The 16,864-nt window shown below is 50.0% G+C and carries 14 protein-coding genes and 1 pseudogene; 12 read left to right on the top strand and 3 right to left on the bottom strand.

Annotated features, from left to right (window positions below):
- From fliE to P4S53_RS15855, 3 genes are read right to left on the bottom strand one after another with little or no spacing between them, the layout of a single operon-like run.
- A complete protein-coding gene (fliE, locus tag P4S53_RS15865; RefSeq protein ID WP_192016560.1) occupies positions 1 to 351 on the bottom strand; it encodes a flagellar hook-basal body complex protein FliE in 351 nt (116 codons plus the stop codon).
- Between the two features lie 18 nt (positions 352 to 369).
- Positions 370 to 1,734 carry a sigma-54-dependent transcriptional regulator gene (locus P4S53_RS15860; protein WP_337113420.1) on the bottom strand — a complete coding sequence of 455 codons (1,365 nt, stop codon included), beginning with the start codon at positions 1,732 to 1,734 and terminating at the stop codon, positions 370 to 372.
- On the bottom strand, positions 1,734 to 2,618 hold the full coding sequence (locus tag P4S53_RS15855; protein WP_337113419.1) for an OmpA family protein: 885 nt from the start codon (positions 2,616 to 2,618) through the stop codon (positions 1,734 to 1,736). The genes P4S53_RS15860 and P4S53_RS15855 overlap by 1 nt, the downstream gene beginning before the upstream one ends.
- A 516-nt stretch (positions 2,619 to 3,134) precedes the next feature.
- Here P4S53_RS15855 and P4S53_RS15850 point away from each other — a divergent pair.
- From P4S53_RS15850 to fliD, 12 genes and pseudogenes are all read left to right on the top strand, one after another.
- On the top strand, positions 3,135 to 3,950 hold the full coding sequence (locus tag P4S53_RS15850) for a FliM/FliN family flagellar motor C-terminal domain-containing protein (RefSeq protein ID WP_337113418.1): 816 nt from the start codon (positions 3,135 to 3,137) through the stop codon (positions 3,948 to 3,950).
- A 29-nt stretch (positions 3,951 to 3,979) separates the two neighbouring features.
- The gene (fliN, locus tag P4S53_RS15845) at positions 3,980 to 4,378 is read left to right on the top strand and encodes a flagellar motor switch protein FliN (RefSeq protein WP_442958692.1); all 399 of its coding nucleotides are present in this window, start codon (positions 3,980 to 3,982) and stop codon (positions 4,376 to 4,378) included.
- Between the two features lie 2 nt (positions 4,379 to 4,380).
- Positions 4,381 to 5,157, top strand: a complete 777-nt coding sequence (gene fliP, locus P4S53_RS15840; RefSeq protein ID WP_337114504.1) for a flagellar type III secretion system pore protein FliP — start codon at positions 4,381 to 4,383, stop codon at positions 5,155 to 5,157.
- A 9-nt stretch (positions 5,158 to 5,166) separates the two neighbouring features.
- Positions 5,167 to 5,436 (top strand): flagellar biosynthesis protein FliQ, encoded by a 270-nt coding sequence (gene fliQ / locus P4S53_RS15835; RefSeq protein ID WP_027252354.1) that lies wholly within the window; start codon positions 5,167 to 5,169, stop codon positions 5,434 to 5,436.
- Positions 5,436 to 6,213 (top strand): annotated as a pseudogene (fliR, locus tag P4S53_RS15830) (flagellar biosynthetic protein FliR). The gene fliQ and the pseudogene fliR overlap by 1 nt, the downstream one beginning before the upstream one ends.
- Positions 6,210 to 7,337: a flagellar biosynthesis protein FlhB gene (flhB, locus tag P4S53_RS15825; RefSeq protein WP_337113416.1), complete on the top strand. Its 1,128-nt coding sequence runs from the start codon at positions 6,210 to 6,212 to the stop codon at positions 7,335 to 7,337. The pseudogene fliR and the gene flhB overlap by 4 nt, the downstream one beginning before the upstream one ends.
- Before the next feature lie 21 nt (positions 7,338 to 7,358).
- On the top strand, positions 7,359 to 9,452 hold the full coding sequence (gene flhA, locus P4S53_RS15820; protein WP_337113415.1) for a flagellar biosynthesis protein FlhA: 2,094 nt from the start codon (positions 7,359 to 7,361) through the stop codon (positions 9,450 to 9,452).
- A complete protein-coding gene (locus tag P4S53_RS15815; protein ID WP_337113414.1) occupies positions 9,445 to 10,251 on the top strand; it encodes a hypothetical protein in 807 nt (268 codons plus the stop codon). The genes flhA and P4S53_RS15815 overlap by 8 nt, the downstream gene beginning before the upstream one ends.
- 501 nt (positions 10,252 to 10,752) lie before the next feature.
- Positions 10,753 to 11,634 carry a lateral flagellin LafA gene (lafA, locus tag P4S53_RS15810; protein ID WP_337113413.1) on the top strand — a complete coding sequence of 294 codons (882 nt, stop codon included), beginning with the start codon at positions 10,753 to 10,755 and terminating at the stop codon, positions 11,632 to 11,634.
- A 398-nt stretch (positions 11,635 to 12,032) separates the two neighbouring features.
- A complete protein-coding gene (locus P4S53_RS15805; protein WP_337113412.1) occupies positions 12,033 to 12,995 on the top strand; it encodes a transposase in 963 nt (320 codons plus the stop codon).
- Positions 12,996 to 13,578: 583 nt separating this feature from the next.
- Positions 13,579 to 15,105 carry a M28 family metallopeptidase gene (locus tag P4S53_RS15800; RefSeq protein ID WP_337113411.1) on the top strand — a complete coding sequence of 509 codons (1,527 nt, stop codon included), beginning with the start codon at positions 13,579 to 13,581 and terminating at the stop codon, positions 15,103 to 15,105.
- Between the two features lie 414 nt (positions 15,106 to 15,519).
- The gene (gene fliD / locus P4S53_RS15795) at positions 15,520 to 16,860 is read left to right on the top strand and encodes a flagellar filament capping protein FliD (RefSeq protein WP_337113410.1); all 1,341 of its coding nucleotides are present in this window, start codon (positions 15,520 to 15,522) and stop codon (positions 16,858 to 16,860) included.
- Positions 16,861 to 16,864: the final 4 nt, after the last annotated feature.

Genomic DNA, 16,864 nt, shown 5'->3' with positions numbered 1-16,864 from the left:
TTACACCGGCATCTTCATTACATCTTCAAACGCACCGACCACTTTGTTTCTTACCTGCATCAAAGCAGAAAAAGACAAACTGGCCTTCTGGCTGGCAATCATCGCACCAACCAGATCATCACTTTTTCCGGTTTCAACCGCCGTCATTTTCGCACTCGCAGCGGCCTGATGGCCGTTTACCAGGTCAAGCACTTGTGTCATAGCAGATGAAAAAGCAAGTGGTTTAACCTGTTGGTCTAAAGGATTGGCTTTCACAGCGATGTTCTGTTCAGCCTGAGCTTGCATGAGCTGCATTTTATCCAGCATTAATTGCTGGGCGGTGGTCGTCTGCGTCAAATTCGTCGCAAGCATAGTTGTGTCTCCTGATCGTTAGGCTGCTGAGCCAATTTGTGAAATATCAATGCCTTGCTCACGCATTGCCGCCAATTTGTAACGTAAAGCCCTTGTCGTCACACCCAGAGCTTTTGCCGTGAGTGTTCTGTTACCTTCATGCTGTTTCAGCACGTCCAGCACATACTGGTATTCGGCCTGTTTCTTCGCACCAATATGGCCCTGTTCTGTTCCTGCGATGCCCGCCGATGCAGGCATATATTCAGGTTTAATTGCCTGGATTTTGCTGCTGTCTACCGGCAGCATCAGATCCTGCGAGGTCACAAAATCGCCGTGTCTCATGACCAGTGCGCGCTGGATAATGTTTTCCAGCTCGCGGATATTGCCCGGCCAGTGGTACTGCATCATCATCTGCTGGGCATCTGCGGATAGCTGACATGCGCTGCCTTGCTGATATTTAGCGATGAAATAATCGGCCAGCGGAAGAATATCCTCAGGGCGCTCGCGAAGCGGTGGCCAGTGCAGCGGTAACACATCCAGACGGTAATAAAGATCTTCCCTGAACACCCCTTCCTGTACGGCAACACGAAGGTCTTTATTGGTGGCGGCTATCACCCGGATATCAAGCTTGATGGTTTTATGGCTGCCCACACGCTCGACTTCGCGCTCTTGCAGCACACGCAATAATTTGGCTTGCAGCGCCGGCGACATTTCGGCAATTTCATCCAGCAAAATGGTGCCGCCGTTCGCTTCTTCAAACTTACCGCTCTGGCTGCCGGTTGCCCCGGTAAAGGCCCCTTTCACATGGCCAAACAAAACGGCTTCAAGCATGGATTCCGGGATAGCTGCACAGTTCACCGCAACAAACGGCATCTTGCTGCGCGGTGACTGCTGATGAACATAGCGCGCCAGCACTTCTTTGCCTGTCCCTGATTCACCGGTGATCAGCACACTGGCATGGGTACAGGCCGCACGGTGGGCCAGTTGCAAGATTTGCTTGCTGCGCCAGGATTGCGCCACTATGTCAGACATAGGCTTTTGCAGCGCTTCCACCCGGGCAATCAGGCTTAACAGCTGGCTGGGTTCGAAGGGTTTTAACAAATAATCCGTCGCACCGGCCTTCATCGCTTCCGCTGCCAGCAAGCCTTCATGCTGATCCACAATCGCAATGGCAATCCGGCGCTGCTGAGTGTCCGCCACTGTCTGGCTGTAGCGGACCCATTCGGTCAGTGACATATCCGGCAACGAGGAACTGACCAAAGTGATAGCTGCCCGGCGAGACTGCAAACCGGCCTTGCCCGATGTCAGATAATCCACCTGATAACCTGCCTGCTCCAGCACCTGAATGACTTGCTGAGCCTGCTGCCTGTCCGGTTCAATGAACTGAATCGTCTTCGTAATCATTACTGAACCCTGCTTTCATCATTGTTGCCAGCACGCATCACACGCACTGTTACCCGACGATTTAACGCTTGCCCTTTCGCCGTTTTATTATGGGCGATCGGATAGCGGGAACCATGTGCCCTGATTTGAATCAAGCTGTCTTTCACGCCGGCTTCCCGAAGAAAACTGGCCACATCATCGGCACGCACTTTGGAGACCTGAACATTGCCCAGCTTAGAACCGACATTATCGGTATGGCCGTCAATCAACACCTGATTCACTGAGTTATCCAGACGAATGTATTCAGCCAGATTTAACAGCGTTTCTTTTTGCTCCGTGGAAACTGTGCGTTGTCCCAAATCAAACTGAAACACCAGGTCACGCGCCTGTTTGTACGACATGGCCGGCAAGCGGGAACGACAGCGCGTAAAGTCAGCCAGTGCCGGAGTCATATTGACACTTGATAGCACCAAATCGACCGGGGTATTGTTGTTCTTATAAATCATCGCCACCCGTGCCCACTGCCCTGCTGTCATACCGTCCAGCAGCGCATCGACCGCCTGGGTGAACCTCACTTCAGTCGGGCTGACCTGCTTACCCGGGCTCAGTGATGTCTGCTTGGGCGTCACCACCCAAGGACCATCCTGCAGATACAGACCTGCAGATTGAAACTGAACCACAGGTCGCATCGGCTTTACTTTCAGCGTCAGATTTTCCCCGGCATCGGCGATAAAGCTCACCTGACCGAAATTATCCACCTGCTGATTTAATGAGCAGTGAAATTTGTCGCCTTGGTATTTCCACTCGACAAGATCCATCGGTGTTGAAACAAGCTTTGCTTCAACCGAACCTGCCGCAAGAGCAATAAATAAGAATGTGTATTTCTTGAGACATGAAATTAACATTTTTACCCTTCTCAGATTTTGGAAAAAAACCAAAATTCATTTCTTAATCATAATATCCAACTTAGCCACAAAATATTAAAAGCCAAATTGGTTTGTTGTTTATATATATTTATTTCTTGCTCGAAATCACTTTAATAAAATAAAGGTGATCTTGATTCAATTTATATTTGACGCCACCATGACACTAATTTGACACCACACCGCCATTCTAGCCGTCAGAATGATTTTTTTGATATGGCTTCAAAAACAGCAACTTGTGGCAAGCAAAACCTAACAAAACACAGGGTATTTCAAAGGCGGCCATAAAAGTCTCATCAATTCATATATAAGAAAACCCTATAAATGAAGATATAATCAACATGTGGACTAACATCACAAATTCAAAATCAATAACTAAAACACAGGAATTAGCTCAGGCTAGACTTAGCGAAACTAATAGTGGTTTTACCAAAATAGAAGTAAATTAAATTCGCAACAGTTAATAAGTTGCATATGAGTTCTGACGGATATGCCAATATGAAAAAAATTGAGTTAAACAGTGCTCAACATTTCCCCACACTGAACGTTGAACATTTAGGGCGCCCAATCCATGTCATCCGGGAAGAGTTGCAGAAAATCTTCTCGCAGGCAGATTCGTCAATTACCCAGGATTTACAACGCTGGGTGAAAGACAAAAATCTGACCATTAAGCTTGCTGACATTCAACTCTCCAACCGGGATGCCACGGATCAAAGCAACAATGCCTCTGTCATTCGGCATGAAGCCGGAGGCCTGATTGAAGCGCAACTGGATACCCAGTTGTTACTGGCGCTGTCGGATAAATTTTACAACGCCGATATCGATCGCAGCGATGCCGGTTACGCGAATTCATCGCTGACAGCCAGTGATCTGCGTCTTCAGCAGCGATTACTGCAGCGTATTTGTGCACTGGTTGCCGATGAGAAGTCATGGCAACTGACCGATGATGGCATGACTTACGGTGTCGGCTTACTGGCCACTTTCACTGTGAGCTACCGTAAAAAAGTGGCGGCGTTCCGCCTGTACTTTGATGAAAACATGCTTCAGGTGCTGATGGATGATATGGCGTTCCAGACCAACCATCACCTGAGCGATGATTTCAGGCTCGCGCTGGAGAATACGCCGGTTCAGCTTCATGCCACGCTTTGCCAGAAAAAAATGCCGCTGGATGATATGCTCAAGCTGCGTCCTGACGATGTACTGAATATTGATCTCCTCACCAATGTGCCGGTGCGTATCGGACAGGAACATTTATTTAACGGATGCGTGGCCGACAAAGACGGCCAGCTCGTCCTGATTCTTAAAGATAAATAACACTATTACAGGATTGAAACATGACTGATTTGAATGAGATGACAGACGTAAACGCATTCAGCGAAGACGATCTGAACTTTGATGATCTGAATTTGGACCAGCTGGATGATGATATTGAAACCGAGCAGGAATCAAATGCTTCACCCTTTATTCCCTATGACGACGTGCCTTCACGCGATATCAATTTCTTCAAGAAAATCCCCGTCACTGTCACGCTGGAAGTTTCCAGTACCGAAGTCTCGCTGGGTGAACTGATGAAAGCCGGTGAAGGCAGCGTGATTGAGCTGGATAAGCTCAACGGCGAACCGCTGGATGTCAAAGTCAATGGATCGCTGATGGGCCATGCCGAGGTTGTGGTGGTCAATGATAAATATGGTCTGCGCCTGATCGACATCGTGGATTCGCCGCTTAACTCCGTGGAATCCTGATGATGCTCCGCAGTACCTGTTTCCGAATAGCCCGCACAGGCGGGCTATGTATCACCGGTTTTCTCGTCTTTCTTCTGTTTTCACATCCGGTATTTGCGGCTGAAAGTGGCGGCCTGACACTGATGACAGTGTCTGATGGTGCCGCCAACCAGGAATACAGCGTCAAGCTGCAGGTGCTGCTCTTAATGACGGCGCTGAGCTTTTTGCCCGCCTTCCTGCTGATGGCCACCAGCTTTACCCGGATTATCATCGTGCTGGCCATTTTGCGTCAGGCGCTCGGCCTGCAACAGAGTCCGCCGAACCGGGTTCTGGTCGGCATCGCGCTGGCGTTAACCTTGCTCATCATGCGCCCGGTGTGGACAGACATCTATGAACACGCTTTCAAGCCGTATGACGCAGGCCAGATGACTTTGATGGATGCCTTTGCGGTTGCAGAAAAACCCGTCAAAGACTTCATGCTCAAGCAAACCCAGCAAAGCTCTCTGGAACAAATGCTGCACATCGCTAACGAGCCGATCAATCAGAACGCTGAAGATTTGTCGTTTGCCGTCGTCTTACCCGCTTTCGTGATCAGTGAACTGAAAACGGCATTCCAGATTGGCTTCATGTTGTTTATTCCCTTCCTGATTATCGATCTGGTGGTTGCCAGTGTCTTGATGGCGATGGGTATGATGATGCTGTCACCCCTGATCATTTCTTTGCCTTTCAAGCTGGTTATCTTCGTACTGGCAGATGGCTGGGCCATGACGGTTGGCACACTCGCAGCCAGTTTCGGGTAGGAGAACATCATGACACCGGAACTCGCTGTTACCCTGTTTTCAGATGCTGTATGGATGATCATCACCATTGTGACGGTGCTGGTCATTCCGGGCTTGCTTGTCGGGCTGCTCATTGCCGTGTTTCAGGCGGCAACGCAAATTAATGAACAGACCCTGAGTTTTCTTCCGCGTTTATTAGTGACCCTGCTGATGGTGATTTTTGCCGGTCACTGGATGATCCGAAAACTCGTCGACCTGTTCACCTATCTGTTCCATAACATTCCGGGAATGATTGGCTGATGGATCTGACCTTTGCGCAAATCACAGCCTGGCTGGGGCAAGTCTGGTGGCCTTTTTCCGCCTCGGGGCGGCGCTTGTGGCTATGCCTTTTTTGGCGACGGCGCCATTCCGATTTGGATAAGACTGCTTTTTGCCTTGTCGATCAGCATTCTGATTGCGCCGCTGATGCCTGCAATGCCAGCTGTGGATCCCCTTTCCCTTAAAGCATTGGTACTCGCCTTCGAGCAAGCGATCTGGGGAGTGTTCTTCGGATTTATCATTCACCTGTTATTCAACACCATGACCATGCTCGGACAGATTGTCTCGATGCAGATGGGCCTGAGCATGGCGATCATGAATGACCCGGTGAACGGCATGTCTGTCGCCCTGCTCGGCCGCCTGTTCCTGATGTTCAGCACCTTGCTTTTTCTGGCACTGGACGGCCATCTGATCGTGATTGATATTCTGGTCCAGAGCTTTCATGTCTGGCCTGTCGGCTCAGGTATCAGTGAAGCGACGCTGCACCAGATTCTGACCATGGTCGGCTGGATGTTCGCCTCTGCACTGGCACTGGCCTTGCCCGCCATCGTTTCCATGCTGCTGGCCAACATCAGCTTCGGTGTTATGAACCGGGCCGCGCCCAGCCTGAACGTGTATGCCTTAGGTTTTCCGATGACCATGCTTTTAGGCCTGTTCAGTATTCTCATTGCTATCAGCGGTGTACCCAGCCGCTATACCCAGTTCGTGCATACCACCTTGCAGGAACTGACCTATTATGTCGCAGGAAACGGCCTATGAGTGACCAGAGTACGCAGGACAAAACAGAAAAAGCCACGCCCCAGAAAATCCGTAAAGCCAGAGAGCAGGGGCAGATCCCACGGGCCAAAGATCTCACCGCCGCGGTGATTTTTATCGTTGTTGTGTATTTCTTCTCGGTTCAGCTTGAGGCCATCTGGGATGCGCTCAGCGGTGTGTTCCGGTTCAACATGCAACTGACCCGCGAAGATTTGCAGTCGCCCTGGCAAGGCATTGAACATATGGGGCAAAGCCTGGCTATTTTGATAGAACTGCTGCTGCCCCTGTTTGCGGTCATACTGTTAGCGGCCATCGGCGGCAGTCTGATGCTGGGCGGCTGGCTGTTCTACCCTGCCGGTGTGCTGCCAAAACTGTCGAAGATCAGCCCGATTGCCGGCATCAAACGTATGTTCTCGTTACGCTCACTGGTTGAGTTGCTGAAATCGACCCTCAAAGTGACTGTTATCTTCTTGCTGCTCTATACCTATCTGGATTCTCATCTGGCTGAACTGATGGCGATGCAGAACCTGCCTTTGCGCCAGGGCGTTGTCGCCGTCATGAGTATCCTTTTTCACGGTGTGCTGCTGATGGGTGTCGCGCTGATCATTTTTGGCTTGCTTGATGTGCCCTACCAACGTTGGGAGCACTTAAAGCAGCTGAAAATGACCAAGCAGGAAACCAAGGAAGAATACAAAAACAACGAAGGCCGGCCGGAAGTGAAACAGCGTATCCGCCAGATTCAACAGCAATTTGCACGACGTAAAGTGGAAAAAACCGTGCCGCAGGCAGATGTGGTGATTACCAACCCAACCCACTATGCGGTCGCCATCAAATACGATCCCACTATGTACGATGCCCCTTTCGTGGTGGCCAAAGGGGTGGATGAAATGGCCCTGCATATTCAGCGTATCGCCCGCGAGAACAATGTGGAAATTCTGAATTCCCCGCCCCTGACGCGTGCTATTTACCATACCACTCAGTTGGAGCAGGCCGTGCCGAACCAGCTGTATATCGCCGTGGCGCACATTCTGACTTATGTCATGCAGCTCAAAGCTTTCCGTACCGGGAAAGGCGGCAAACCACAGGCATTACCGACTTTTGCGATTCCACGCCACTTACAGTATTAAGGCAGGAGAGAGAACAAACCCATGTTAAACAGGCTACCTAAATTTAACCATTTAAAGCGCAGCTACATCAGTATTCCTGCTGCGCTGCTCATGATACTGGCCATGGTCATGCTGCCTCTGCCTCCGATGCTGCTGGACGCCATGTTCACCTTCAACATCGTGCTGGCGATCATGGTGCTGCTGGTCAGTACCACGGCAAAACGACCACTGGATTTTTCTATCTTCCCGACCATCTTGCTGGTGGCAACGCTGCTGCGTCTGACGCTGAACGTCGCGTCAACGCGGGTCGTGCTGCTGGAAGGTCACAACGGCGGCGATGCGGCCGGTAAAGTGATTCAGGCATTTGGTGAAGTGGTGATCGGCGGTAACTATGTCGTCGGTCTGGTGGTCTTTGTCATTCTGATGATCATCAATTTCGTGGTGATTACCAAAGGTGGCGAGCGTATTTCAGAAGTCGCTGCCCGATTTACCCTCGACGCCCTGCCGGGTAAACAAATGGCCATTGATGCCGATTTGAATGCCGGTTTAATCGATCAGGAACGCGCCAAACTGCGCCGGAAAGAAGTCGCCAATGAAGCGGATTTCTACGGCTCGATGGATGGTGCGTCAAAATTCGTCCGTGGTGACGCCATCGCCGGCCTGCTGATTCTGTTCATCAATATTATTGGTGGTGTCAGCATTGGCGTATTCGAATACGATATGACGGGCGCAGATGCGTTCAAGACCTTTGCCTTGCTAACAATTGGTGACGGTCTGGTTGCACAGATCCCGTCCCTGCTGCTGGCCACCTCAGCGGCGATTATCGTGACGCGCATCAATGACAGCGACGATGACATGGCTGAGTCCATGCGCAGTCAGCTGCTCGCTTCCCCGACCACTTTGTTTACTGCCGCCACGATTATGGCGATTGTCGGCAGTGTGCCGGGTATGCCGCATCTGGCGTTCTACGCCTTCGCTGCCGTCCTGGCCTATTCCGGCTGGCGACAGCTCAAATCGCCCACCCATGATGATCAGCTCGAACAGGTTGAACAGCTTGGCTATGCCATGCGTCGTGAAAGTGAGCAGGTGCTGGCCTGGGATGATATTCCGCATGTTCAGAGCTTGTCGCTGCACCTGGGTTTTCGTCTGGTCCATCTGGTCAATAAAGATCAGGGCGCGCCGCTGTCGCAGCGGATCCGGGGGATTCGTAAAACCCTGTCCGAGCAAGTGGGTTATCTGCTGCCGGAAGTCAGCATTCAGGACAACCTCAGCCTGAGGCCAAACCAGTACACCATCGCCGTACAGGGTGAAATCGTTGAACAAGGGGAAATTGAACCGGATCGCCTGATGGCCATTGCGGTGGGTGAAACCTATGGTGATATTGACGGCATCCTGGGGACTGACCCGGCCTATCAGTTACCGGCCGTCTGGATTGAGCCCGGCGACAAAGCCAAAGCACTGAATATGGGTTATCAGGTTATTGATGATGCCACTGTCATCGCCACGCACCTGAGCAAAGTGATGAAAAACAACCTGGCCGATTTGTTCACCCACGACGATGTTGACAATATGATCCACCGCTTGGCAGTGCAGGCACCGAAACTGGCCGAAGCGCTGGGCAATGTCATGACACCGGCGCAACAACTCAAAGTGTTCCGTCACTTGCTGCAGGATCAGGTGCCGGTCAAAGATATCCGCACCATCGCCAACACCATGCTCGACAGTGCAGAAAATACCAAAGATCCGATTCTGCTGGCCGCTGATGTGCGCTGCAGCTTACGCCGCACCTTAGTCAACCTGATTAACGGTGACCGCAAAGATCTGAACGTGTACACCTTGTCTGATGATCTGGAGCAAATTTTGCTGAAATCTTTGCAGCAGGCACAGTCAAACGGCCAGGCCATGCTGGACAGTTTTCCGGTTGAGCCCAATATTCTGCAGCAATTCCAGCAAAACCTGCCATTAGTCAAACAGCAGCTTAAGCAGCAAAATCTACCTCCGGTTCTGCTGGTGATGCCACAACTTCGGCCACTTCTGTCACGTTATGCGCGGACATTTGCACAAGGCCTGGCGGTCTTGTCATATAATGAAATTCCAGAACACAAGCAAATTAATGTGGTAGGAAACCTTGGCTAAGTTGTTTACCGATGCCGCGTTAAGCGAGCATGCACGCGGGCTGCTGATTCAGGCAGCCCGGACTCCGGATGATCACATTCTGCTCGAGGCCATGCAGCACAATGATATCCGTCATGTCTGCCAGCCGATCAGACACACAGAAACCAACGAGGTTACATTCCAGCACCTCACTTTACGGTTCGGCAGCAATAACGAGCAGAGTGTCTACCGTTTCGATCTGTCGGAAGAGATGCGTTATGCGCTGGATCTGTTCGGGCTACTGCTGGCGGTCAGACACATTAAATTTCAGCAAGAAACCATCCATGCCAGCCTGATTAATCCGTTAGTTGTGCCCCTGCAGGTAGAAACCTTACTGCAATGGGAACCCGGCCAGCATTTTTTGTCTTCCCTGTTTGAACACCATCCCCAGGCGATGCAGGACGTCGTGCCCTGTATTCAGCTTTTCCAGTCCGGTTTAGATTCAGAGCAACTGGGCCAATTGCTGGGCTGGTTACACGATGCCTGTCCGGCTTACTGGGTAGATATCAGGCTGCCAACCACCTATCTCCCTTTGCTGGAGAGGTATTCGCCTGCTGCGATTAAAATAGCCCAGTTCAATGAAGACACGACCTTTAAGCAAGGCTTGCTGCCCGTCATCCGCTTTCTAAAGCAGTGCCACGTCGAGTTTGTCGCCGGACGGGTTGCCACTCAGTACGATCTGGTCCGTTTCCGCCGACTTGGTGCGGGTTATTATTTCGGGTACATCAGCGATATACCCACCTCCTTCTCCGCGCCGAGAAAATTTAAACTCGTTCAATAGCCTCTGAACACTTTTATGTACAACGCCAGCATTTCAGCTGGCGTTTTACTTTCTGTCGTTGCCCGCCAAATATTGAATCTCGATCCCAACTCTTTGCTACTTCTTTTCCTGCTTTTCTCAGTCCTTCACTCACTCATCCATAGACTATTTACTCTATCCCGCAGCTTATCGGATTATTTCATCGCCATGTTTAATCAATTTGATACTTCACAACACAAGCATTACAGCCAAAACTGGTGAATTTAACAATTTTTTCTAATTTTATTTTAGCATTCTATATAAAAATTAAATTATTGATATCAAAGAAATTAATGGCGTTTCTGGCAGTAAAAAAACAACCAATTATCGAGATAAAATCATTTTTTTCACTTTTCTGATTAATGTTCTCAGAGCCTCTTCCGCCTCATATTAGCGAGTAGGAATAACGGCCACACAGAACAACAAACTGATTTGTGTGCCGATATAAACCAATATAAAGAAGCAATACTTAGGAGAATTTTCATGGCTCTATCAATGCACACCAACTACGCATCTCTGGTTACGCAAAACACCCTGAACGGCACAGGCAACATGCTGAACACGGCCATGGAGCGTCTGGCGACTGGCTACCGTATCAACTCTGCTGCTGATGATGCTGCTGGTCTGCAAATCGCAAGCCGCCTGGAATCTCAAACTCGCGGCATGTCTGTTGCAATGCGCAACTCTCAGGACGGCATCTCTATGATGCAAACAACTGAAGGTGCACTGGACGAAGCAAGTAACATCCTGTACCGCATGAACGACCTGGCGACTCAGGCAGCGAATGGTACGAACTCAGTCAACGACCAGGAAGCTCTGTACGCAGAATTCACTGAACTGACCAGCGAGCTGGGCAGCGTTATGGCTAACACTAAGTACGCTGGCGAAACTGTGTTTGACGCAGCTGGTGTGAAAGGCGGCGGTATCGTTCTGCAAATCGGTGGTTCTTCTGCTGAAACGCTGGACTTCGCAACGTCTATCGATGCTAAAGTTGGCGCAGCAGTAACTATGCTTCAAGCTGGTGGTACTATTGCTTCTCTGGGTACCTTCGGTGACACAGGCGCAACTGTAGCTGCTAACCAAACTGCTGCACAAACTGCAATGGATACTATCCAGACTTCTCTGGACACCATCGGTGGTGCACGTGCTGCTCTGGGTGCGAACATCAACCGCCTGGAACACACCATCACTAACCTGGGCAACATGGTTGAGAACACCTCTGCTGCGAAAGGCCGTATCATGGATGCTGATTTCGCTGTTGAAACCTCTAACATGACTAAGAACCAGATGCTGATGCAAGCCGGTACTTCTGTACTGTCTCAAACAAACCAGCTGTCTGGCATGGCAATGTCTCTGCTGCGCTAATCAACTGATTAGTCACAGATACCTAGTCAAAGTCACTCCAATGTTCAAAGCCCCGATTTTCGGGGCTTTTTTTGTTCGGTGCCCCGCCCTGAAATCACACCCTGAATGATGTTGCCGTTTTCCTCTCCTAGAAGGACAGACATATTAAGCCGCAACTCCAATCTTATTAGGACAGACACATTATTTTATTGGGACAGACAGATTACGAAACAACATCACGCAGCCAGTTGATCAGCCACTCTCTCAGAAACCGCCAGCCTGGACAGGCACATTAAGAAAAAAACCACTTCATCAATTTCATGTTTTTCATACCTGGCCCGAAATTCTGAACGTCTTCCTTTCATCTGCGCTCAAACACAGATACTGTAAATCCATCCAGTACCACTCAATCATTACCAATGACAACAGCAAGAAGCCAACTCATCTGTGTAGAAGCAACGCCCTATTACCATTGTGTTTCCCGCTGTGTCCGGCGTTCATTTCTGTGCGGGTATGACGAACTGACCCAAACCAGCTATGAACACAGGCGGGGGTGGGTCGAGAAACGGTTGAAACTGATTGCCAGTGTGTTCTGTGTGGATGTTTGTGCTTACGCCATCATGAGCAACCATTACCATGTCGTTCTGCATATCAACAAAGATCAGGCCCATCGCTTATCGAATCACGAAGTCGTTGAGCGCTGGCTCACCATACATCGTGCGCCCGTGCTGATTCAGCGGTTCTTACAAAACGAAAGCTTGTCCGAAACCGAACAAAATGCCTGCTACACCGTCATTCAGACTTGGCGGGAGAGACTCTGCTCCATCAGTTGGTTCATGCGTCTGCTGAATCAATACATAGCAAGTGAGGCCAATCGTGAAGATGACTGCACGGGCCACTTTTGGGAAGGACGTTTCAAAAGTCAGGCATTGCTGGATGAAAAAGCCTTAGCTGCTGCGATGGCATACGTTGATCTCAACCCCATACGAGCCGGTATTGCAGCCACACCTGAAACCTCCAATTTCACATCGGTAAAAGCACGCATAAAATCGCTTCGGAAAAATCAGGTAACGCCCTCATCGCTTTTTCCCTTCGCCGGTAATCCGAGAAATGCTATGCCGGAAGGACTGCCATTTCGCCTGGCAGATTATCTTGAACTGGTTGAATGGACGGGACAACAAATCAGAGGAGATAAGCCCGGACATATACAATCAACTCAGCTTCCTATCCTTGAACGACTTGGTATCGAAGCTGATTCATGGCTAAATGTTTGTACAAACATAAAAAAATGTACACTCGTTGGTTCCGCAGCTGCAATTCAAACAGCACTCCCCAGTTTAACCGGCAACGACGAACTGCCGTGCAAATTTCATAATCCCTAATCGCTACACTGTACCCTCCGCGCACAACACACTGAATGCCAAGCATACGCACCCACTCACCTGAAAATCAGACAAAACAGAAAATCCGCTGCTGTTATCAAAAATACTGTAAATCAATTTGTTAAGATGCTTTTGACAGCAATTCGGTGACACTAGAAACAAAGCACAATACATTTTTCAGGCCAATGGTCCGAAGTGACTGTCCTTTCAACTCGGTCCTTTCAACTCGAAATGCGACTGTCCTTTCAACTCCCTTAGGATGACTGTCCCTTTAAGCCTCCCTTTAAGCCTCCCTTTAAGCCGGTCCCTTTAAGTCGCATAGCTCGCAAAATTGAAATCTATTATCAACCCATCTCAACAATATTTTTCTCCTTATATCCCCAAAATTTATGCCCGTAATATCAATGAAACGCCGTAACTAAGCAGTTCATCACGAAGAGTCCATTCTCCCCCGGCGCAAAACACTTTATTGATAACTTTATGACAACTCTGCGTTACACCTTGATGCAAAAGGATAATTTCGCTTTCTCATCAAACTGGCCTACGTTTTGTTGGTTTAATAAAAATCTCCAGGGAGGAGAATATGAAAAACACAACAACGTATTTGGCTTTACTCATCTCAGCTGTCTGCAGTCAGGCTTATGCCGAAGACAAAGTCTGGATATCCATCGGGTCGGATGCCAGCCAGACAGTGAAATCTGTCATGCAGCACAAAGCACAAGCTTTATTACCAGAGTCATTGGCCAGCAGCGGGCCAGTGTGGGTAGGACAAGTAGATTACAGCCAGCTGGCTGAGTTATCGCACCACATGCACGAGGATCATCAGCGTTGCGGCGGTTACATGGTTCATTCCTCGGCAGAAAGTGCCATTGCTGCCAGCAATATGCCGCAATCACTCGCCGTTTTTCCGATCCCTGACATCAGCCAGCAAGACACAGTCAACGCCTGGTTACCTCAGGTAAGTTCACAGGCCATTACCGGCACAATCAATTCACTGACCAGCTTTATCAACCGTTTTTATACCACCACTTCCGGTGCGCAGGCATCGGACTGGCTGGCCAGTGAATGGCGTTCGCTGAGCGCGTCACTGCCTAATGCCAGCGTTAAGCAAGTTTCGCACTTTGGTTACAACCAGAAATCTGTTGTCTTTACGATAACAGGCTCAGAAAAACCGGATGAATGGATCGTACTGGGCGGTCACCTGGACTCCACCATCGGCTCTCACACCAATGAGCAGAGTATTGCACCCGGCGCCGATGACGATGCATCCGGCATTGCCAGCGTGACGGAAATTATTCGCGTACTGTCGGAAAACAATTTCCAGCCTAAACGCAGCATTGCCGTTATGGCTTATGCTGCGGAAGAAGTGGGATTACGTGGCTCTCAGGATCTGGCCAACCAATATAAAGCCGAAGGCAAAAAGGTTATCTCTGCGCTGCAGCTGGACATGACCAACTATAAAGGCTCGGTAGAAGACATCGTCTTCATTACTGATTACACAGACAGCAATCTGACGACCTTCCTGAGTCAGCTGCTTGATGAATACCTGCCAAGTTTAACCTACGGGTTCGACACCTGCGGCTATGCCTGTTCAGATCACGCCTCCTGGCACAAAGCCGGTTTTTCTGCAGCCATGCCCTTTGAAGCAAAATTCAATGACTATAACCCGATGATCCACACGCCGAACGACACGTTGCAGAACTCAGATCCGACAGGTTCTCATGCGGTGAAGTTCACCAAGCTGGGTCTCGCCTACGCCATTGAAATGGCCAATGCTACAGGCGGAACCCCGCCGCCGACAGGTAACGTGCTCAAAGATGGCGTACCGGTTAACGGATTGTCCGGTGCAACGGGCAGTCAGGTTCACTACAGCTTCGAGTTGCCGGCGCAAAAAACATTGCAAATTAGTACAACCGGTGGATCGGGGGATGTTGACCTGTATGTGTCATTTGGCTCGGAGGCCAGCAAACAAAACTGGGATTGCCGCCCATACCGCAACGGGAATAACGAAGTCTGTACCTTTGCCGGGGCAACACCGGGCACATACTCCATTATGCTGGACGGCTATCGCCAATTCTCTGGTGTAACACTTGAAGCGTCAACTCAGTAGTCTGCGCTGACTCACCAGCATCAGGGGGATCTTTCCCCTGACATTTTAACCGCACCAAAGTTACCGGAATCCCGCGGGTTTCCGGTTCTTTATCGTTAACGCTCTCCCCGTCCCTGATTTCCCGCTGCGCTTCTTAATGACCCCAACTGATTCGCCGCCCTACTTCATAGGGATTGTTGCATCGATCACAAGGTGATCCTGCAAAGCGAATTGGCTTTACCTGTCTATTTTCTGCTGAAACGGCACAGTTTCCGTCTGGAAGCAATCACTGTCAGACGGAAGATAAAGCGGAAACCTGAACGGAAATCTTGCTTCCGCTTTGTGAGGTGAAACCCTGACAACCCTAATTATTTCAATCAATTAAGACAGTGGCACACTAATTGCTTTAGTAGTCATAAATATAGGAGTTTTTCCATGAGTTCCATCGATCCGATCAGTATGGCAACACAGCTGGCCACCTATGAGGTTCAGCCGTTTCAGCAACGTTTTCAGACTCAGGCTGATAAGTACCAAAGCCAGATTTCTGCCTACGGCAAGATTGAAACAGCCTTACGGACATTCCGCAGCGCAGTAGAAGACATGAACGGTCGGAATGACAGCGTGGTAAAAAACGGTGCCACTTTCTCGCAGGAAGGCAACATCAGTGCCAATGTCAATGCCAGCGCACTGGCGGGTGAGTACCAGGTCTTTGTTGAACAAATCGCGACCTCTCATCAGATGGGCGTTGATCTGGGCGCAGGTACCACAGCCGACAGCGCGATTCCGGCGGCAGGCAGCATGGTCATCTCTATGGATGGCAATACCATGACGCTTGATCTGGCGACCGTAGACACAGACAACGATGGCACGACCACCCTTCAGGAGCTGGCTGCCGCCATCAACAATGATGAAAACAACCCGGGTGTGAATGCCTCACTGGTCCGCGCCAACGGTGAAACCCATTTCATGTTGTCCGGCAAGGAAACCGGTGTCGCCAATACCGTGTCCGTCAATGTAACGGGGACAGGTGATGCAAACTTCGAAAATGCCTTTGCCAACAGCACGGATATCAGCACACCGAAAGATGCAGTGATCTGGCTGGGTGCGGAAGGCACCGGCCTGAAACTGACCAACAGCTCCAACACATTTGAAGGTGTGATTGACGGCGTTGATCTGACCGTTTCTAAAGCGCAGGCTAGTGGTGACCAGCCAGTCGGTATTACTGTGGGATCGGATAAAGAAGCCACCAAAGAGCAGCTGAACAAAATGGTCGATGCGTATAACGCGCTGATGTCTGAAATCGACAAGTACACCAAAGTCGGCTCTAAAGACGAAAAACGTGGCCCATTAGCCGGTGACGGGACGATTCGCTCTCTGGAAAACCAGATCAGCAGTATTTTCCGTCAGTCCTACAACGGCCAGAGCCTGTATTCAGTGGGTGTCAGTATTGACCGTACCGGCAAGCTGGCTATCGACAATGACAAGTTCGAAGCCGCCCAGGCTAGTGATCCGGCAGCACTGAACGAAATGTTCAACGGCACCGATCAGCTGTTCGACTCGCTCGAAGCCACGGTAAAACCTTATCTGTCGTTCTCTGACGGCGTCTTCACAAGCCGTAAAGACAGCCTTCAGCAAAGTATCAGCCGTATTGACGACAAAATGTCCAATCTGGAGCGCAAGTACCAGATGTCTTACGACCGTTATCTCGCCCAGTTCACTCAAATGAACCAGCTGATGACACAAATGCAGCAAACAAGCGGATTATTCGCGATTTAAAGGA

Source organism: Photobacterium sp. Hal280, assembly GCF_037162255.1.
Taxonomy (GTDB): Bacteria; Pseudomonadota; Gammaproteobacteria; order Enterobacterales; family Vibrionaceae; genus Photobacterium.
This window is presented reverse-complemented; position numbering and strand designations above follow the sequence as displayed.

Excerpts from the sequence above, each read along its gene's own strand:
- fliE (WP_192016560.1), bottom strand. The coding sequence starts at position 351 with ATGCTTGCGACGAATTTGACGCAGACGACCACCGCCCAGCAATTAATG.
- P4S53_RS15860 (WP_337113420.1), bottom strand. The coding sequence starts at position 1,734 with ATGATTACGAAGACGATTCAGTTCATTGAACCGGACAGGCAGCAGGCT.
- P4S53_RS15855 (WP_337113419.1), bottom strand. The coding sequence starts at position 2,618 with ATGTTAATTTCATGTCTCAAGAAATACACATTCTTATTTATTGCTCTT.
- P4S53_RS15850 (WP_337113418.1), top strand. The coding sequence starts at position 3,135 with ATGAAAAAAATTGAGTTAAACAGTGCTCAACATTTCCCCACACTGAAC.
- fliP (WP_337114504.1), top strand. The coding sequence starts at position 4,381 with ATGCTCCGCAGTACCTGTTTCCGAATAGCCCGCACAGGCGGGCTATGT.
- fliQ (WP_027252354.1), top strand. The coding sequence starts at position 5,167 with ATGACACCGGAACTCGCTGTTACCCTGTTTTCAGATGCTGTATGGATG.
- flhB (WP_337113416.1), top strand. The coding sequence starts at position 6,210 with ATGAGTGACCAGAGTACGCAGGACAAAACAGAAAAAGCCACGCCCCAG.
- flhA (WP_337113415.1), top strand. The coding sequence starts at position 7,359 with ATGTTAAACAGGCTACCTAAATTTAACCATTTAAAGCGCAGCTACATC.
- lafA (WP_337113413.1), top strand. The coding sequence starts at position 10,753 with ATGGCTCTATCAATGCACACCAACTACGCATCTCTGGTTACGCAAAAC.
- P4S53_RS15805 (WP_337113412.1), top strand. The coding sequence starts at position 12,033 with ATGACAACAGCAAGAAGCCAACTCATCTGTGTAGAAGCAACGCCCTAT.
- P4S53_RS15800 (WP_337113411.1), top strand. The coding sequence starts at position 13,579 with ATGAAAAACACAACAACGTATTTGGCTTTACTCATCTCAGCTGTCTGC.
- fliD (WP_337113410.1), top strand. The coding sequence starts at position 15,520 with ATGAGTTCCATCGATCCGATCAGTATGGCAACACAGCTGGCCACCTAT.